Source organism: Pseudomonas sp. 2957, from assembly GCF_031456345.1.
GTDB lineage: Bacteria > Pseudomonadota > Gammaproteobacteria > Pseudomonadales > Pseudomonadaceae > Aquipseudomonas > Aquipseudomonas siliginis.
The window spans coordinates 631,989-650,848 of record NZ_JAVDUL010000004.1; the positions used below are offsets into that span (position 1 = coordinate 631,989).

16 protein-coding genes and 2 pseudogenes are annotated in these 18,860 nt (G+C 58.8%); 9 read left to right on the forward strand and 9 right to left on the reverse strand.

From position 1 onward, the window contains the following. The first annotated feature begins 41 nt into the window (after window positions 1-41). The 5 genes from epd (at window position 42) to fba (ending at window position 4,232) form a co-directional block, all read left to right on the forward strand. Window positions 42-1,094, forward strand: a complete 1,053-nt coding sequence (gene epd, locus J2Y39_RS17560; protein WP_310218926.1) for an erythrose-4-phosphate dehydrogenase — start codon at window positions 42-44, stop codon at window positions 1,092-1,094. A 12-nt stretch (window positions 1,095-1,106) separates the two neighbouring features. Next, the gene (locus tag J2Y39_RS17565) at window positions 1,107-2,270 is read left to right on the forward strand and encodes a phosphoglycerate kinase (RefSeq protein WP_016772785.1); all 1,164 of its coding nucleotides are present in this window, start codon (window positions 1,107-1,109) and stop codon (window positions 2,268-2,270) included. A 34-nt stretch (window positions 2,271-2,304) separates the two neighbouring features. Then, window positions 2,305-2,526, forward strand: a complete 222-nt coding sequence (locus J2Y39_RS17570) for a hypothetical protein (RefSeq protein WP_041476780.1) — start codon at window positions 2,305-2,307, stop codon at window positions 2,524-2,526. Between the two features lie 57 nt (window positions 2,527-2,583). Beyond that, on the forward strand, window positions 2,584-2,916 hold the full coding sequence (locus tag J2Y39_RS17575) for an MliC family protein (protein ID WP_310218927.1): 333 nt from the start codon (window positions 2,584-2,586) through the stop codon (window positions 2,914-2,916). A 251-nt stretch (window positions 2,917-3,167) separates the two neighbouring features. Continuing rightward, the gene (fba, locus tag J2Y39_RS17580) at window positions 3,168-4,232 is read left to right on the forward strand and encodes a class II fructose-bisphosphate aldolase (protein WP_008081027.1); all 1,065 of its coding nucleotides are present in this window, start codon (window positions 3,168-3,170) and stop codon (window positions 4,230-4,232) included. A 733-nt stretch (window positions 4,233-4,965) separates the two neighbouring features. Here fba and J2Y39_RS17585 read toward each other — a convergent pair. From J2Y39_RS17585 to J2Y39_RS17605, 5 genes and pseudogenes are all read right to left on the reverse strand, one after another. Beyond that, window positions 4,966-5,562: pseudogene (locus J2Y39_RS17585) on the reverse strand (transposase); the annotation flags it as partial. A gap of 124 nt (window positions 5,563-5,686) precedes the next feature. Next, on the reverse strand, window positions 5,687-6,886 hold the full coding sequence (locus tag J2Y39_RS17590; protein ID WP_056786490.1) for a type II toxin-antitoxin system HipA family toxin: 1,200 nt from the start codon (window positions 6,884-6,886) through the stop codon (window positions 5,687-5,689). Next, window positions 6,883-7,134, reverse strand: a complete 252-nt coding sequence (locus J2Y39_RS17595) for a helix-turn-helix domain-containing protein (protein ID WP_056786493.1) — start codon at window positions 7,132-7,134, stop codon at window positions 6,883-6,885. Before J2Y39_RS17595 ends, J2Y39_RS17590 begins: the two co-directional genes overlap by 4 nt. A gap of 101 nt (window positions 7,135-7,235) precedes the next feature. After that, window positions 7,236-7,561 (reverse strand): annotated as a pseudogene (locus J2Y39_RS17600) (DUF6124 family protein). A 390-nt stretch (window positions 7,562-7,951) separates the two neighbouring features. Continuing rightward, entirely contained in the window at window positions 7,952-8,620 is a 669-nt protein-coding gene (locus J2Y39_RS17605; protein WP_016772792.1) for a polysaccharide lyase family 7 protein, read from the reverse strand. A gap of 312 nt (window positions 8,621-8,932) precedes the next feature. Here J2Y39_RS17605 and J2Y39_RS17610 point away from each other — a divergent pair, with 312 nt between their 5' ends. From J2Y39_RS17610 to J2Y39_RS17620, 3 genes are all read left to right on the forward strand, one after another. Next, a complete protein-coding gene (locus tag J2Y39_RS17610) occupies window positions 8,933-11,056 on the forward strand; it encodes an EAL domain-containing protein (protein ID WP_310218930.1) in 2,124 nt (707 codons plus the stop codon). 44 nt (window positions 11,057-11,100) lie between these two features. Further along, complete coding sequence (locus J2Y39_RS17615; RefSeq protein WP_095181434.1) at window positions 11,101-11,592, forward strand: YgjP-like metallopeptidase domain-containing protein; 492 nt, start codon at window positions 11,101-11,103, stop codon at window positions 11,590-11,592. Window positions 11,593-11,692: 100 nt separating this feature from the next. Next, entirely contained in the window at window positions 11,693-11,989 is a 297-nt protein-coding gene (locus tag J2Y39_RS17620; protein ID WP_016772794.1) for a helix-turn-helix domain-containing protein, read from the forward strand. Between the two features lie 118 nt (window positions 11,990-12,107). Here the strand turns inward: J2Y39_RS17620 and J2Y39_RS17625 are convergent, their stop codons facing one another. Continuing rightward, window positions 12,108-12,560 carry a GNAT family N-acetyltransferase gene (locus J2Y39_RS17625; protein ID WP_252868404.1) on the reverse strand — a complete coding sequence of 151 codons (453 nt, stop codon included), beginning with the start codon at window positions 12,558-12,560 and terminating at the stop codon, window positions 12,108-12,110. A gap of 255 nt (window positions 12,561-12,815) precedes the next feature. On the opposite strand from J2Y39_RS17625, the gene J2Y39_RS17630 reads away from it, so the two are divergent. After that, window positions 12,816-13,553, forward strand: a complete 738-nt coding sequence (locus J2Y39_RS17630) for an ABC transporter substrate-binding protein (RefSeq protein ID WP_056786502.1) — start codon at window positions 12,816-12,818, stop codon at window positions 13,551-13,553. Between the two features lie 111 nt (window positions 13,554-13,664). Here J2Y39_RS17630 and yccS read toward each other — a convergent pair whose 3' ends face one another. The 3 genes from yccS to dbpA all read right to left on the reverse strand — a co-directional run bounded on the left by yccS (window position 13,665) and on the right by dbpA (window position 18,793). After that, entirely contained in the window at window positions 13,665-15,857 is a 2,193-nt protein-coding gene (gene yccS / locus J2Y39_RS17635) for a YccS family putative transporter (RefSeq protein WP_095181360.1), read from the reverse strand. Window positions 15,858-16,075: 218 nt separating this feature from the next. Continuing rightward, entirely contained in the window at window positions 16,076-17,254 is a 1,179-nt protein-coding gene (locus tag J2Y39_RS17640; RefSeq protein ID WP_310218933.1) for an NAD(P)/FAD-dependent oxidoreductase, read from the reverse strand. Between the two features lie 153 nt (window positions 17,255-17,407). Further along, entirely contained in the window at window positions 17,408-18,793 is a 1,386-nt protein-coding gene (dbpA, locus tag J2Y39_RS17645; protein WP_024014613.1) for an ATP-dependent RNA helicase DbpA, read from the reverse strand. Window positions 18,794-18,860 lie beyond the last annotated feature (67 nt).

The window sequence follows — 18,860 nt, forward strand, 5'->3', positions numbered from 1 at the left end:
CTACATGGGGTTGTGTTGTTAGCGAATCTATCGAGAACCCCATGCCTCAACCGCGTCCCTACAAAGTTGCACTCAACGGCTACGGCCGCATTGGTCGTTGCGTCTTGCGTGCGTTGTTTGAGCGAGGCGAGAAAGCCGGGTTTGAAATTGTCGCGATCAACGATCTGGCCGACATGGCCAGCATCGAATACCTGACACGCTTCGACTCCACCCACGGCCGCTTTCCCGGCGAAGTGCGGGTTGAAGGCGATTGTCTGCATATCAATGGCGACTGCGTGAAGGTCCTGCGCAGTGCCACCCCTGAAGGCATCGATTGGGCGTCGCTGGGCGTCGATCTGGTGCTTGAGTGCTCCGGCGCTTACCACACCCGTGCCGATGGCCAGCGTTTTCTCGACGCCGGCGCACCGCGCGTGCTGTTTTCGCAGCCGATGGCCAGCGAAGCGGATGTCGACGCCACCATCGTCTACGGCGTCAATCAGGACTGCCTGACCGGCGACGAACTGCTGGTGTCCAATGCCTCCTGCACGACAAATTGCGGCGTGCCGCTGCTGCGCCTGCTTGATCAGGCGATCGGCCTCGATTACGTGTCGATCACCACGATTCACTCGGCGATGAACGATCAGCCAGTGATCGACGCCTATCACCACGAAGACCTGCGCCGCACGCGTTCGGCGTTCCAGTCGGTGATCCCGGTGTCCACTGGTCTGGCACGTGGTATCGAGCGCCTGCTGCCGGAACTTGCCGGGCGAATTCAGGCCAAAGCCGTGCGCGTGCCGACAGTCAACGTGTCCTGCCTCGACATAACGATGCAGACCGCCACGGCGACTGACGCCAATGAGGTCAACCGGATCCTGCGCGAAGCCGCCACCAGCGGCCCGCTCAAAGGCCTTCTGGCCTATACCGAGTTGCCGCACGCCAGCTGTGATTTCAACCATGACCCACATTCGGCCATCGTCGATGCCAGCCAGACCCGAGTTTCCGGCCCCAAACTGGTGAACATCCTGGCCTGGTTCGACAACGAGTGGGGTTTTGCCAACCGAATGCTGGACGTAGCAGACCACTATCTGCAAACAGCAACTTCAAAAAAACCGTAGGAAGTGCGACCCATGACCGTGTTGAAGATGTCCGACCTCGATCTGCAAGGTAAGCGCGTATTGATCCGCGAAGACCTCAACGTCCCCGTCAAGGACGGTGTTGTCACTAGCGACGCGCGCATCCTGGCTTCGCTGCCGACCATCAAGCTGGCCCTGGAAAAAGGCGCGGCGGTGATGGTCTGCTCGCACCTGGGCCGTCCGACCGAAGGCGAGTTCTCCGCCGAAAACAGCCTGAAACCTGTCGCCGACTACCTGAGCAAAGCGCTGGGCCGCGAAGTGCCGCTGGTGGCTGACTACCTCGGTGGCGTGGAGGTCAAGGCTGGCGACATCGTGCTGTTCGAAAACGTACGCTTCAACAAGGGCGAGAAGAAGAACGCCGACGACCTGGCGCAGCAATACGCGGCCCTGTGCGACGTGTTCGTGATGGACGCCTTCGGTACTGCTCACCGCGCCGAGGGTTCGACCCATGGTGTAGCCAAGTTCGCCAAAGTCGCAGCCGCCGGCCCGTTGCTGGCCGCTGAGCTGGATGCACTGGGCAAAGCCCTCGGCGCGCCGGCCAAGCCAATGGCAGCCATCGTTGCCGGCTCCAAGGTGTCGACCAAACTCGACGTGCTCAACAGCCTGAGCCAGATCTGCGATCAACTGATCGTCGGCGGCGGCATCGCCAACACCTTCCTCGCGGCGGCTGGTCACCCGGTCGGCAAGTCGCTGTACGAACCGGACCTGCTCGACACCGCGCGTGAAATCGCTGCCAAAGTCAGCGTACCGTTGCCGGTTGACGTTGTGGTCGCCAAGGAATTTGCCGAAAGCGCTGAAGCGACCGTCAAGCTGATCGCTGACGTGGCGGCTGACGACATGATTCTCGACATCGGTCCGCAAACTGCAGCCAATTTCGCCGAGCTGCTGAAGTCGTCGAAAACCATTCTGTGGAACGGCCCGGTTGGTGTGTTCGAGTTCGATCAGTTCGGCAACGGCACCAAAGTGCTGGCCCAGGCTATCGCCGAAAGCTCGGCATTCTCCATCGCGGGCGGTGGCGACACCCTGGCGGCGATCGATAAATATGGCGTGGCTGAGCAGATCTCCTACATTTCCACCGGTGGTGGCGCGTTCCTCGAATTCGTCGAGGGCAAGGTGCTGCCTGCCGTTGAAGTCCTGGAAAGCCGGGCCAAGGCCTGAGGCCGCCCGTTTGGCCAGGCAAAGGAGTGTTCACATGGTCAAGTCGTTAGCGCTGTTGTTGCTGACCGGTACGCTGGCGGCCTGCGGTAGTAACCCGAAGGCCGAAGCCACGCCGGCGCCGAGCGAACCGCAGAAGGGCTGTTATCAGGCCGACTGGCAGGCCGAAACCAACCCGGTGCTGAACAAGCGCTCGGGCCCGGACGGCCTGGACAAATACGAGACGCAAACCCCGGTCAAGGAACATGGTTGTCCTTGACGGGTCTGACTCTTTAACTCAGGGCTGGCGGCATGCGTCGTCAGTCGAGGAACACGGATGAAAGGCTTGATCGCCGTTGCGGCGTTGGCATTGTTGGGTGGTTGCGCGCAGTTGAACCTGTTTCAGTCGTCGGCCCCGGCAGACAACTGGACGACCTGGACCTGCGACAGTCAGGCCAAGGTGTTTTGGCGTTACGCCGATGCCGGCCAGAAGGAAGTCGACGTTCGCCTCGGCGGCGGTGATCAGGTCTATCGCCTGAAAGAAGAGCCGGGCGCCTCGGGCACGCTGTACAGCGACGGCATGCTGGCGTTTCACGTTAAGGGTGACGAAGGCCTGGTGTACTGGGTCGCCACCAATGACCTGATTGGCCGTGGTTGCAAGGCGCAGTAATTGACACACCACAGTTCTACTGTGGGAGCGAGCCTGCTCGCGAAAGCGGCCTGGCAGGCACTGCATCAGCGACTGCAAGATTGCTTTCGCGAGCAGGCTCGCTCCCACAGGGGATCTGTGTAGTTCTTGGAATTTGCTTTACCGAATCACCAGGTCGGGCCTCAACCCCCGATCTGCATTAACTTGAATAGCCGCCGCCGCTTCGGCAGGCTGGCACGATCAACGACCCTCAACCGGGAGAGACACACACAATGGCACTTATCAGCATGCGCCAGATGCTGGACCACGCAGCCGAGTTCGGCTACGGCGTTCCAGCCTTCAACGTCAACAACCTTGAGCAGATGCGCGCCATCATGGAAGCCGCTGACAAGACTGACTCCCCGGTGATCGTCCAGGCTTCGGCCGGCGCCCGCAAATACGCCGGCGCACCGTTCCTGCGTCACTTGATCCTGGCCGCGATCGAAGAATTCCCGCACATCCCGGTGTGCATGCACCAGGACCACGGCACCAGCCCTGACGTCTGCCAGCGTTCGATTCAACTGGGCTTCAGCTCGGTGATGATGGACGGCTCGCTGGGCGAAGACGGCAAGACCCCGACCGACTACGACTACAACGTCCGCGTTACCCAACAAACCGTAGCCATGGCCCACGCCTGCGGCGTTTCGGTAGAGGGCGAGCTGGGTTGCCTGGGGTCGCTGGAAACCGGCATGGCCGGTGAAGAAGATGGCATCGGCGCTGAAGGCGTTCTGGATCACAGCCAGATGCTGACCGACCCGGAAGAAGCCGCTGACTTCGTCAAGCGCACCCAGGTCGACGCCCTGGCCATCGCCATCGGCACCAGCCACGGCGCCTACAAGTTCACCAAGCCACCCACCGGCGACGTGCTGGCGATCGACCGCATCAAGGAAATCCACAAGCGCATCCCGAATACCCACCTGGTGATGCACGGTTCGTCTTCGGTTCCGCAAGAGTGGCTGGCGATCATCAACCAGTACGGCGGCGATATCAAAGAAACCTACGGCGTCCCGGTTGAAGAAATCGTCGAAGGCATCAAGCACGGCGTGCGCAAGGTCAACATCGACACCGACCTGCGCCTGGCCTCCACTGGCGCCATGCGTCGCCTGATGGCCACCAACCCGAGCGAATTCGACCCACGTAAATTCTTCGGCGCCACCGTGACCGCAATGCGCGATGTATGTATCGCACGTTATGAAGCGTTCGGTACTGCCGGTAATGCTTCGAAGATCAAACCGATCTCGCTGGAAGCGATGTATCAGCGTTATCTGAAGGGTGAGTTGAACGCCAAGGTTAATTAAATTTAAGTGTTTGAAAGAAGCCCGCAGTGATGCGGGCTTTATTTATATTAAGTAGCCAGAACGAAATTCAATCTTTTTTATATCCTAACCGTAGATGCTTACGGGATCGCTCCACTCTGTATTTGAGACCGGCGCGTTTTTAGTTGCATAGCATCGAGCTTGAACCTGAATCCATTCACCTGTTTTGATTGTTAACTCGACTCTCCATTGCCCACCCGGCTCGACACGACCTGTTCCGAGGACTTGGCCTGTGTTGGAAACAGCAACGTCAACAAAATAATTAGGCTCGCCAGTTCCGTAAAGTGCGGGATGTGGACCAAGGGGGGGAGCATATTGAAGGGGAGCGATGGTTGCTTTCTGTGCCATGTTGGTTTCTTCCATGTAGATGAGATGGTGTTTGGCTGTAAGGGATACAGTTGGTGCTTGTATCGCTTGTTTTTGATGTTAAGGATTATTTAAATACGCGTAACCTGTAATAGTTGACAGTCTTTAATCTCAATTGGCTATAACAGTCGGATCATTTAGATATTACGATGTCTACTGTGGGAAGAGGCGTATTTATCAAATCCTTCGTTAGTTAAGCCACTAACTGAGCTTGGGTGTTGAACTGATTAAAAGGAAACCCGCCGAGACAGACTGTGTGAAAACGCACTGATGGTGGTTCCAGCAAACGCCCCGACTTGTTCGGGGCGTTTGCTTTTGTGCTCACAGCAGACGAAAAAAGGCGTTTCAGCCCCATCAGCGCCATCATCTGGCGCACGCTCAACACGTTAATTGCTCTTTTCAGGTTGTAGGCGTTCACCGCCAAGGCCATTTCAGCTCTCGCGCCTTCAAGCTGTCGCAGCAAGAAGCGAGCGTTACCAAATAACCACTGTTTAAGGTTGCCAAAGGGATGTTCGACGATGGATCGTCGGCTGACCATCATTTCGGGATGCGCCTGCATTCGCTGCTCCATTCGCTGGAAAGCCTGTTCGTGCATATGGCGCGAGATGTATCGGCGTTTGGCGTCGGTGCACTTCGCTTTAATCGTGCAGCTTGTGCAGTCGCTGACCTTCGCTTGGTAGATCCGGCCTTTGTTGCTGATCTGCTTAAAGATCAGCCATTTCCGCTGGAAATAGCCGTAGAGCTAGAGTTTGAGCTGATCCGCTGGATCGTAAGAGGGACGGCCGGTGCTTTTGGGAAGTGCTTTATCAAAGCCCAGTCGAGCCAGATCCAGCTTGGCGACGTGAAGATCGATAACGCCAACGAGGTGATCCTCGGGGATCAACTCTTCCAGCGAGACCGGAAACAGGCTGGTCTGGCTGCGGGACTGTCCCTGGATGTAGGCCATAACGAAAAATGCTCCGTATCTTTCGATACGGAGCATTTTCTTTGAGCGCTGCGCAGATTGCTAGGTTTTCACACAGTCTGGAGAGGCGGGTTTTTTGGGGGCGGAATTTCTCGCAATGACGAAGTTATCTAAACGTCAGAGAAAATGGCGCTGCCGCGCGCTCAATGGCGTTGACCACATGAGGCGCGTGTTCGCGATACTGAGGATAGCGTCCGAGCACCGTTTCAACCGAGGCAAGCAGGTTTTGAATTCGCTCTTTGGGTTGGTCGATTTCACAGGTGCGAGCAAACTCCAAGAGTCCTTGTCGTGAGGCGAACATTGACTTGTTGCCCGCCAGATCCAATGCCAGAACATCTTCTGGAATATAGGCCGTGGTGTTGACGATGTCGTAAGCCGGCGCCAGATGCGCATCGCGTTGCGTCGGTTCTGAGTAGAGCAATCCGAAATTTTTCAAATGAGCGTCGCCGTTTCCGACGATGCAGCTCAGGGCAACGCTAGCGAAGAGTTGATCAAGCGACGTACGCAAGTGTTTCGCCGGGCAAAACACTCGAACAGCCTTGGCGATTGCCGCATAACTCTTGCTGTACTTCTGGTTAGCCGACAGCCCCATCAGCACGGCCATGTCTTCAAACCCAATCGGGTTGAGCCTGTCGTCGCGATCAAATCGACGCATGACAAACAGCTTGGCGTTGTCGGAAAGGTAAAACGGTGGAACGGGAATCCCCGCCTCTTTCGCCATGGACATGCAAAGGAATTCGTTGATCGCAAGGCCCGGGAATTCGTCTCTTCCACTCTTGATGATCAGATCCGAGGTTTTGGATGTCACTCTCGGCAACTCTGGTTCTTGCCGCTCCGGCACCAGCAACTTGGGTTGAACACCTGAAATGCCTGCCCGCAGGAGGTAACGATCAAGCATCTCAGCGAAGATATCTTCCGTACCATCCCACGTGAGGATCTCTTCGAGTTTTTCTCCCGGAAATTCTTGCGCCTGCAACAATGCATCAACGGTTTCAGAGCGTACGTGAATCCTGCCAATGGGCGATGTACTGCCGGAAAGCGCCAGTAGCAGCATTGGGTTGACGTTCACAGTCTTGGCCAAGCGGTTGCGCAACTGCTCCAGTACGTAGCCTTCTGGCAGGTTCATTTGAAAAACAGGGTGCAACTCGCGCCGACGAAATTCGTCATGCCGTACAGGCATCAGGAGGCTGATCGCCATTTGTGGCGATGCATCTTCGTGATAACGAAAAGTGAAATCCTCGGCATCGCTGCAAAGCCTTCCGCTAGTACCTTCAGGGGTACTGACTTGAAGAGAGGCCATGTTCATTCGAATAAATCTCCAATCTCTTCAAGGGTTGGCATCGTTGCTGGAACCACTGAGAGTTCGCAGTCCAAAGCAGCCAAAACCCGCGCGTAAGCGATCATGCCGACAGAAAGGGTGCCTTTCTCCACTGCGATGACTTTGTATCGCGTCAGTCCCGCCAGATGGGCAAGCTGCGCCTGCGTCAAGCCACGATTTATACGTTTTTCACGTAATTGAATGCCGAGACGGGTAATTAAAAGAGAGTAATCCATGTTGCGCTACCGTCACATTTTGATGTCAATGTAGCGTATGCGGAACATTTAATCTATTTGGCTCAAGAAACCCGCGGTGAGGGAGGCTTTTTTGTGGACGACTATTCCTTCAGTTCAACGAGCATGACCACCTGCGCGATGCCTAGCGCAGTCCTGCGGTGTGAGGTGTCGAGCATGGCGGCGAAGTTGTTGAGCATTTCGCTGGCTGAACCCAGGGTTTCGCTGGCGTTTGCCAGCAGCGATTCAGTGTTGTACTTCGGGTTGGCGAGGTACATGGATCGGGTTTGTGCGTGCTGGCCATGATGAAGGCGGACGGTTTGAGGTAATGGTCGAGGGCGCGTTCGGCGGCGTCGTTGAGTTTTTTGGAATCAAGGGATTCGTAGGGGGATGCGGGACTGTTTCTGGGGTGCGGCGTTGATTTGATCATGGTTCGTCTCCGGTAAATGGAGCCGACACCGGATCGCTACTAAACGAAGAGGGTGGCAGCTGAACGCAGGTTAGTAGACCGGGGAGACGCGACCGGCGCACCCGAAGGCGCTCTGCGTACAGCTACCATCAAGCGCGGGTTATGCCCGACTGAATGGTGCCAGTGCGCATCGCGTAACCACGGGCTACTAAACCCGATCACTGGGAATCAGCTGTTGTAGGCATCCGGAAGTAACTGCTGACAGATATAAACAACGCTGTTTAAAGGTAGGAGCTGCCGAAGGCTGCGATCTTTTGATTTTGATCCCGGCGTCCCAAGAGGCGCCAACATCAAGATCAAAAGATCGCAGCCTTCGGCAGCTCCTACAAGGGATTGCGATGTCGAAATGGGTTACTTGTCGTGATCAATATCCAGTTTGGTAAACGTCACCTGTCCACCTTCACTGGTGTACCCGGTGTTGTCCTGCACATACACGCCGGCCTTGAAGTACAGCGGCTTGTCGCGCCAGGTCGCGCTGATCTGGGAGTCCCACTGATAGCCCGCCGCACTCACGCCCAGGGCACCGCCGGGGCTCAAGTGGATGAGATAGTTGAATTCGCGATCAAGCTTGACGCCGGTGGCGAGGGTGATGACGCGGCTTTCGGCGTCGTCCGGGCGCATGCGCACTTTGATCACCAGATTGCCGGTCTGGGTTTTTTCCTTGTACTGATATTCGAGCTTGACCATCGGCCGCTGGCTTTCGTACGCGTGAATCTGGCCGATGACGATCTTGCCCGAGCTCGGCACCTTGTTCACCGCGAGGGTGGCGCGCAGCAGGTTGTCGGCGTCCGGGTAGTACCAGTTACGCAGGGTGCCGTTGCTGTAGGTTTCGCGCAGTTCGGTACGCGGGTAGATGGCGTTTTCGGTTTTCGAGCCAGTCACCGGGGACCAGAAGAACAGGGTGCCGGTGTCGGAATGGAAGTACTGATCCTTGAAGCCATCCACCAGTTTCGAGGTTTCGACGGTGTACGGCGGGCTGCCAACAGGAACGCTGAGGTTCCAGGTTGCGAGGTCGATCATGACGGTTCTTCCAATCAATTCATCCGGAACGCCGGTGCCAGAAGCTCTAGCCCGCGCGTTTTCGGGCGTCTTTATAAGCGTAGCGGCAATTTTTGTTAATGCCCGTCCGGCGATTACTTGACGTCAAAGTCCTGTCGAAATGCCATCCCGCCCGGTTTTCGGGGGCTGTAGCGGTGACCGTTAGTCGGCTGGGTTGAGCATTGTTTAAATGATGGCGGGATGACAGCTTCTGCTTTCACTGATCCGCGTCTAGAGTGAAGGCTCAGTACGTCTATGGTTTTGCCGGCAACCGGTCCCGATAAGAGAAGCAGCATGGAATGCGCGCAACCCCAGCCAGGTGAAGGCAGCTCGGTCCTTTTGATCGTCGATGATTACCCCGAAAATCTGATCAGCATGCGCGCGTTGCTGCAGCGTCAGGATTGGCACGTGATGACCGCCGCCTCCGGTTTCGAGGCGCTGAACCTTTTGCTCGAACACGACATCGACCTGGTCCTGCTCGATGTGCAGATGCCCGGCATGGACGGTTTCGAGGTCGCGCGGCTGATGCGCGGCAGCCAGCGCACGCGGCTGACGCCGATCATTTTCCTCACCGCCAACGAGCAATCTCAGGACGCCGTGATCAAAGGCTATGCCAGCGGCGCGGTGGATTACCTGTTCAAGCCGTTCGATCCGCAAATCCTCAAGCCCAAGGTCCAGGCGCTGCTCGAGCACCAGCGCAATCGCCGTGCCTTGCAACGCCTGAGTCATGACCTGGAAGTGGCGCGCGCCTTCAATGCCTCAGTGCTGGACAACGCCGCCGAAGGCATTCTGGTGTTGAGCGAGGACGGCGTGATCCGCTTCGCCAACCCGGCGATTTCGCGGTTGCTCAATGCGCCGGTGAAGGATCTGCAAGGCAAGGAGTTTCTCGATTTCCTGCAGAAGCCACACATTCCCCTGTGGGCCGATTCCGAGTTCTACGCCGGCTACCAGCGCGGTGAAACCCTGCGCCTGCATGATGCGTTGCTGCGCACGGCGCCCGGGCAGCAAGTGCCGGTGGCATTGTCCTGTGCGCCGCTGTCCTCGGAGCAGCATGCGATGGTGGTAACGGTGCTGGACATGTCGGTGGTGCGTCACTTGCACCAGCAACTGGAATTCCAGGCGGTAACCGATCCGCTGACCGGGCTGCTCAACCGACGCGGGTTCTACCAGACCGTCGAAAACCTGCTGTTGCGCGGCGAACGTAGCGACAGCAGTTGGGTGTTGCTCTACCTTGATCTCGACGGCTTCAAGCGGGTCAATGATTCCCTCGGTCACGATGCCGGCGATCGCGTGTTGCGCTGGGTCTCCGAACAGTTGAAAGCGTGCCTGCGGCCGTTCGATATTCTCGCGCGTATGGGCGGCGATGAATTCACCGCGCTGCTGGATCTCGAGTTCCCCGAGCAAGCGGCGAAGATTGCCGAAAAACTCATCGAACGGGTATCGGTGTGTCAGCAGATCGAAGGTCTGGATATCGTCCTTGGCGCCAGTATCGGCATCGCCACCTATCCTGACTGCGGGCGCAATCTCGACGGCTTGCTGCGCGCCTCGGACATCGCTATGTACGAGGCCAAGCGCGCCGGGCGTCAGCAATATCGTTTCTATGACCCTGAAATGAACGGCCGCGCACGCTCGCGTCTGATGCTGGAAGACAGCGTGCGCGAGGCCATCGAGAATCGCGATTTCAATTTGGTCTATCAGCCGCAGGTGGCGATCGGCAGCGGACAGATCCGTGGGTTCGAAGCGTTGCTGCGCTGGCAGCATCCGAGCGTCGGCGATGTGCCGCCGGGGTTGTTTCTGCCGTTGCTGGAAGAGGCGCGCTTGATCAGTCGCCTCGGCAGCTGGATCTATCACCGTGGCGCCGGTCAGCGTAAAGCCTGGGAAACCTTGTTCGCTGAAGATCTGGTGCTTGGCGTGAGCCTGAGCAATACCCAGTTCGGCCTGCCGAATCTGGTCACTGAATTGCGTCAAGTCATGGAACGCCATGCGCTGCAACCGCGGCAACTGGAAGTCGAAGTCACCGAAGAAGCGTTGATGCAAGACCCGGACGAAACCCGCAAGCAACTGCGGCTGCTGCGTCATCTCGGGGTGCGCGTGGCGCTGGATGATTTTGGTTCGGGGCCGTGCTCGCTGGCGCATCTGCGCGATCTGGAACTGGACACGCTGAAGCTCGACCGCCACTTGATCGCGCGCCTGCCGAACTCGCCACGTGATGCGGCGCTGGTGCGCATGGTCATCGACCTGTGCAAGCAATACGGTCTGCTGGTGATCGCCGAAGGAGTGGAAACCCTCGAGCAATATCAGTGGCTGCAAGCCCATGGCTGCGAATACGTGCAGGGCTTCCTCGTCGCGCGGCCGTTGATCGCCGAAGACGCGGTCAGCTTCGTCGAGCCGTTTGACTGGAGCGCGCTGCCCGGTTGAATTCGCTACACTGGCGGACCTTTTTCGAACCGCGTCGCTTGTCCATGACTGTGTTGAAGTACCTCCAGGCCTACCCCGCGCAATTGCAGGATCAGGTGCGCCAACTGATTGCCGAAGGGCGTCTGGGTGAATACCTGAATCAGCGCTATTCAGGGCGACACGACGTGCAGAGCGACAAGGCCTTGTACAGCTACGCGCTGGATCTCAAGCAGCAGTACATGCGTAATGCGCCGGCGATCGACAAAGTGCTGTTCGACAACCGCCTCGACCTGACCCACCGCGCGCTCGGTCTGCACACCACGGTGTCACGGGTGCAGGGCGGCAAGCTCAAGGCCAACAAGGAAATTCGCATCGCCGCGCTGTTCAAGGACGCCGCGCCGGATTTTCTGAAGATGATCGTGGTGCACGAGCTGGCGCACTTCAAGGAATCGGATCACAACAAGGCGTTCTATAAACTGTGCGAGCACATGCTGCCGGGGTATCACCAGATCGAGTTCGATCTGCGTGTGTACCTGACGTGGCGGGATATGCAGTAAAGATCAAAAGATCGCAGCCTTCGGCAGCTCCTGCAGTTGAAATGCGATCTTCTGTAGGAGCTGCCGAAGGCTGCGATCTTTTAACGGTGGGAGTGTTTAGATGGACGTAAGCAAGACCAAAAGCAGTTTCTATCGCCGTTTGTACGTGGCTTATCTCATCGATAGCGGCCTGGCGCCGAGTGTGCCGACGCTGACCGAAGTCACCGGCATGCCGCGACGTACGGCGCAGGACACGATTGCCGCGCTGGCCGATCTGGACATCATCTGCGAGTTCGAACAGGAAGAGGGCGCACGCAATCATGCCGGGCGCTATCGGATTCGTGAGTGGGGAGCGATTGATCGCGGATGGATCGAGCGCAATTTGCGGCAGATAAAAGCGGTGCTGGAATACCCCTGAATCCAGCCGCGCCTGAACTGACGCAATCGCTGGCAGCTCCCACAGGGATCTCCAGCGAACACGGTTTTCGTGAACGAGCGATGAACCTGTGGGAGCTGGCTTGCCAGCGATGAGGCCCTCAAGAACGACGCATGCCGATATGTGGAATGTCATCCTCAAGATATTCCTCACCCACCACGACAAACCCGTACCTGCCGTAATACCCCTGCAGATGCGCCTGCGCCGACAAATAGATCGGCACCTGCGGCCAGTGCTTTTCGGCCTGCTTCAGCGCCTGTTCCATCATCGCGTGGCCCAGCCCTTTGCCACGGCCGGCGGGCGCGGTCACCACGCGGCCAATCACCACGTCGCCGCCCTGTGATTCCGGGTCCAGCAGGCGCAGATAAGCCATCAACTGATCATCCTCCCAGCCCATCAGGTGATGGGTATCGCCCTCCAGATCCTGGCCGTCGAGATCCGGGTAGGCGCATTTCTGTTCGACCACGAATACATCAGAGCGCAGCTTCAACAATGCGTACAACTGCTCTTTGCCCAGATCGCGATGATGTTTGCAGATCCACTCGATTGTCATTTTTCGATTCCTTGACCATGTCGCCCGATACTAAGCGCAGCTGCGCCATATGTCTGTATGGCGCAACAGTCTGTGATAAAGGTCAAAATGCCACCATTCCTTTCTCGCGCCCGCCGAGACTTTGTGTAATCTGCTCAAGAGCACTGCGCACTGGTTCCCATGAGCTAATGTTCAATGCTTGGGTTTTGCCGGTAAGGGGCCTTTGGTTTTGACGTGAAACCACGTCGGGCGGTTGCCCGCTGAGGATGTTCAAGCATGCTGCGATTGCTTCAAGCCGTTGCTTTGATCGGACTGCTGGTGCTGGGCCAGGATGCTGCGGCGCAGAAGCTGCGGCTGGCGTTCGATAATTGGCCGCCGTTTACCGACGATGCACTGGTCAACGGTGGACTGGCCACCGACATTGTCAGCACCGCACTCGCTCGCGCCGGTTATGCCAGCGGTTACGAGCAAGTGCCATGGGCGCGCGCATTGCTGGGGATTGGCGAGGGGCGTTACGACGTTCTGGTCAACGCCTGGTACAACGACGAGCGCACGCAGATCGGCCAGTTTTCCGGTGAGTACCTGATCAACCGCATCCGCTTCCTCAAGCGTAAAGACGCACCTATTGAATACAACAGCCTCGAGCAACTGCACACCTATCCGATTGCAGTGGTGCGCGGGTACGCCTATTCCGCCCCTTTCGATGCCGATACGGCGATGCAGAAAGTCCCTGTGCACAACTTCGCCATGGGCGTGCGCATGCTCGCGGCGGACCGGGTCAAGCTGACCCTGGAGGATGAGTACGTGGCCAAGTATTACCTGGCACGGGAATCGGCCAAGGTACGCAATTCGGTGGAGTTTTTACCCAAGCCGTTGAGTGAGAACAGCCTGCATATTCTGGTCAGTCTGAAGAACCCGCAGCATGAGCAGATCGTCGCCGGGTTTGATCGAGCGATCGAGGCGATGAAGGCTGACGGGACTTATGAGAAGTTATTGCGGCGGCATGGAATGTGAAGGGTGATCCGGCAATTTCTTTGTTGCTGATGACCTCTTCGCGAGCAGGCTCGCTCCCACAATTTGAAATGCATACCCTGTGGGAGCGAGCCTGCTCGCGAACGCGTTGTCTCAGGCGCCGCTGATTTCGGCAGTGTCCTTGATCAAATGCGCCGCCAACGTCCGAAGCGGCCCCAACTGCCGGCAAATCAGCGCCAGCTGCGTCTGCACCAACCGTTGCCCTTCATCGATTTCATCCGGCATCTGCTCCAGCTCATTGGCCAGCGCTTCCTCGTCATCACTCTGAATCGCAATCGGCTGCTTGCTCGCCAAACCATGAGCGATTTCGTCGATGCTGGTCGCCAGTTTCACCCCGGCGCCTTCGATCAGATGCTCCCGCACCTCCGCTGGCAACTGTGTTTCACGGTGCGCGCCGAGCCCTGACAAATAGCTGAGCAACGTGTGCGATAGCACCAGGAAGCGGAAGCCGACATCCGCCTCCTTACGGAAATGCCCCGGCTCCATGAGCATGTTCGCCAGTGTCGTCGACAGCGCCGCGTCAGCGTTATGGGCGTTGCGTCGGGCCAGGCGATAAGCGAGGTCATCGCTTTTGCCGGCGGCGTATTGCTGCATGATCTGGCGCAGGTAGATGCTGTTGCAGGTCAGGGTGTTGGCCAGCACTTTGTTCAGGCGCCGACCCTGCCAGTCCGGCAGGAATAGGAACACCGCCAGACCTGCGATCAGGCTGCCCAGCAGGGTATCGAACAGCCGTGGCAGGAACAGCCCGTAGCCATCGCCGACCTGATTGAAGCAGAACAGCACCATGATCGTGATCGCCGCCGTTGCCAGGGTGTAGCGGGTGGTGCGGTTGGTAAAGAACACCACACCGGCAGCGATGGCGAAGCACGATTGCACCACCGGGTTGGGGAACAGATCGAACAGCGCCCAGGCCACCGTCAGGCCAATGGCCGTGCCGATGATCCGCTGGCCGAGTTTGCGCCGGGTCGCGCCGTAGTTCGGCTGGCAGACGAACAGCGTGGTGAGGATGATCCAGTAGCCTTGCGACGGGTGGATCAGGTGCACCATGCCGTAGCCGATGCTCAGTGCCAGCGGTAGGCGCAGGGCATGGCGGAACAGCAGCGAGGTCGGCGTCAGTTGCGTACGCAGGCGAATCCACACGTCCTTGAGATTACGCGGTGAGCGGTCGAGCAGGCTGCTGTCGGTGGCGTCCGCCAGGGCATCGGGGTTGCTGGCATCGCTGAGCAGTCGGTCGAGGGTGCCGAGGTTGGCCGCCAAGGCGCGCAGCGAGCGCAGCAGGCCGCGCCATGCCGGGTTGCTCTGGATGCGTAAATGTTCGAGGGAGGCATGCAGGTCGTTCAGGGCTTCGGCGAAACTGGCGTCATAGATGAACGGCTGGCGCATCTGGATCGATTCGGCCAACGCCCGGCAGGCCTTGCCTTGCTGGCGCAGCAGGCGCTGGCAGCGGAACAGCACGTCGCTGTGGAAGAACGCCTCGGCCAGCGCGTTGTAAGGATAGTGCGAAGAGCTGGCGCGTTCGTGAATGTCCTGCGCGAGGAAATACAGCTTCAGATAACGGCTGACTTTCGAGCCGGGTCGACCGTTGCCGACCCGATGCAGGATGATTTCCTTGGCCGTGTTCAGGGCGGCGACCACCCGGCCATTCTGCTGCGCCAGTTCGAGCCGCCGGGCTTCGACATCCATCTGCCGGATCGGCTCGAACAGCGAAGATTTCAGCTTCAGATAAAGGCCCAGCTCGCGGAACAGCCGCGCCAGGCTCTGCTGCACCGGTTGATTGGAAAACAGCGCCTGCCACAGCACCGAGAGCAGGCCGTACCACGCCGCACCAGCGACCAGCAGCATCGGTTCGTGCCAGAAATCAGTGACCGCGCCGCCGCGCTGATCAACGCCGATCATTGTGTACACCGACAGAATCAGCGTCGCCGAGGCGATCGCACCGTAGCGCTCGCCCAGCGCACCGAGCATGGTCAGGCCGAAACTGGCCAGTGCCAGGGCCACGGCGAAAATGATCGGGTAGGGAAACAGCAATTCCACCGACAGCGCGGCGATGCTGAAACACACCAGTGTCACCGCGAGGGCGTTGAGACGACCCTGCCAACTGTCGTCGGTCTCGGCCAGGGCGCTGGCGATGATGCCGAGGAACAACGGGATCAGCAGGCCCATTTCATCCTGATACCAGCACAGCGCCATGCTGCCGGTCAGGGCGATGAATACCCGCACGCTGTAGCTGAATTTATCCAGCGCCCACAGGCGCCGCAAAGACTGACGAAACGAGGTCGAGGACATGAAGTGCGAAGGCCTTCCGAGGCGATGCCGCTAAATTGAGCCAGTAATGACGCCGACGCAATGGCGCCGAGCACATCTGACAGCAAAAAGTGTTCCTTGATCGCCCGCCCCCCCCTGTAGGAGCTGCCGAAGGCTGCGATCTTTTGACTTTGATCTGTAAAAACAAGATCAAAAGATCGCAGCCTTCGGCAGCTCCTACACGGGGAGTGTTGTTCCGGTCAGACGAACTGCGCAGCAGCGTAGCCCGAGGCCCAGGCCCACTGGAAATTGAAGCCGCCCAGATGCCCAGTGACGTCGAGCACTTCCCCAATAAAGTACAGGCCCGGGCTTTTCAGCGATTCCATGGTCTTGGACGACACCTCGCGGGTGTCGACGCCGCCCAGGGTCACCTCAGCCGTGCGATAGCCTTCAGTCCCCGCCGGCACAACCTTCCAGCTGCCGAGCTTCTCGGCAATCTCCGCCAGTTCAGCATGGGTGTACTGCTTCATCGGTTTGGAGACAAACCAGTTGTCCGCCAGCAGATTGGCCATCTTCTTGGTGAAGATTTCGCCAAGCAAAGTTTTCAACTCGCTGTTCGGACGCTCGGCGACTTGCTGTTGCAGCCAGCTCGCGGCGTCGTGATCCGGCAGCAGGTTGATCTCCACCGTGTCGCCGGGCTCCCAGAACGAACTGATCTGCAAGATCGCCGGGCCACTGAGGCCACGATGGGTGAACAGGATGTTCTCGCGAAAGCTCTGCTCGTTGCAGCCGACCAGACAATCCACCGAGGTGCCGGACAGCTCTGTGCACAACTCCTTGAGCTGGTCGGTGATGGTGAACGGCACCAGCCCGGCGCGGGTCGGCAGCAGTTCATGGCCGAACTGTTTGGCGACCTGGTAACCGAAACCGGTGGCGCCCAGGGTCGGAATCGACAGGCCGCCGGTGGCGATCACCAGCGATTGGCACTGGACCTGACCGAGGGTGGTGTCGAGCAGATAACCACTGGCGGTTTTTTCGATGGCCTGGATCGAGGTGTCCAGGTGCAGCTCGACGCCGGCCTGATCGCATTCATCAAGCAGCAGGCCGAGGATGTCGCTGGATTTGTTATCGCAGAACAGCTGGCCAAGTTTCTTCTCGTGGTACGGCACGCCGTGCTTGCCGACCAGACCGATGAAATCCCACTGGGTGTAACGCGCCAGCGCCGATTTGCAGAAATGCGGATTCTGCGAGAGGAAATTGCTCGGTTCGGTGTACATGTTGGTGAAATTGCAGCGACCGCCGCCGGACATGAGGATTTTCTTGCCGGCCTTGTTCGCGTGGTCGAGCAGCAACACCTGACGCCCGCGCCCGGCGGCGGTCAGGGCACACATCAAGCCGGCCGCGCCAGCGCCAATGATCACGACTTCGGTAGAGCGCAAAACGGTGTCCTCTTGGTGGGTCGCTACAAAACAAACTGTGGGAGCGAGCCTGCTCGCGAAAGCGTTGTGTCATTCAACAATGATGTCGACTGACAGATTGCATTCGCGAGCAGGCTCGCTCCCACAGGGGATCTCCCATGGATGGAAGATCGCTTACAGAATACGCACGCGCAACGAGCGGCCCTTGATCTTGCCGTCGTTCAGGCGCTGCAAGGCCTGCATGGCCACGGTGCGCTCGACAGCGACGTAGGCCTGGAAATCGAAGATCGCGATCTTGCCGACCTGCGCACCGGGAATGCCCGCTTCGCCGGTCAGTGCGCCAAGAATGTCGCCCGGGCGCACTTTGTCTTTGCGGCCAGCGCCTATGCACAGGGTGGTCATCGGCGGTTGCAGCGGCGCCAGGCCCTGGGACTTGAGGTTGTCGATCTGATCCCAGTTCAGCGGCGCTTTCTGCAGTTGTTCGATGGCTTGCGCACGATGCGCTTCGGACGGCGCGACCAGGCTGATGGCGATGCCTTTCTCGCCCGCGCGACCGGTACGGCCGACGCGGTGGATGTGGATTTCCGAATCGCGCGCCAGCTCGACGTTGATCACCATGTCCAGCGCATCGATATCCAGACCACGGGCCGCGACGTCGGTGGCAACCAGCACCGAGGTGCTGCGGTTGGCGAACATTGCCAGCACCTGATCGCGGTCACGCTGTTCCAGATCGCCGTGCAGGCCAACAGCGGAAATGCCTTTGGCGGTCAGGTGATCGACGGTTTCCTGCACTTGCTGCTTGGTGAAGCAGAACGCCACGCAGGACGCCGGACGGAAGTGGTGCAGGACCTTGGTCACCGCGCTCATGCGCTCTTCCGGGGAAATCTCGTAGAAGCGCTGCTCGATCTGCGTGTCGTCGTGGAAGGCTTCAGCCTTGACGGTCTGCGGATCGCGCATGAATTTCGAAGCCAGTTGCTTGATGCCCACCGGGTAGGTCGCGGAGAACAGCAGAGTCTGGCGGCGCTCCGGGGTCTTGATGATGATGTCTTCGATGGCGTCGTAGAAGCCCATGTCGAGCATGCGGTCGGCTTCGTCGAGGATCAGCGTGTTCAGGCCATCGAGCACCAGCGAACCCTTGCGCAAATGCTGCTGAATGCGCCCCGGGGTGCCGACGATGATGTGCGCGCCGTGCTCCAGCGAAGCGATCTGCGGGCCGAACGACACGCCACCGCACAGGGTCAGGACCTTGATGTTGTCTTCGGCGCGAGCCAGACGGCGGACTTCCTTGGCCACCTGGTCGGCCAGCTCACGGGTGGGGCAGATCACCAGCGCCTGGCACCCGAAGTAGCGCGGGTTGATCGGGTTGAGCAAGCCGATGCCGAACGCGGCGGTCTTGCCGCTGCCGGTCTTGGCCTGGGCGATCAGGTCCATCCCCTTGAGGATCACCGGCAAGCTCTGCGCCTGGATCGGCGTCATCTGGGCATAACCGAGTGATTCGAGGTTAGCCAGCATGGCGGCGGACAGCGGCAGAGTATTAAAAGCGGTGGCGATGGTGGTCACGGGACTGGCCTGCAAAACAAAATGTCGCGCAGTGTAGCAGCCCCGTGCCGGTTTCCTCGACAGTTCT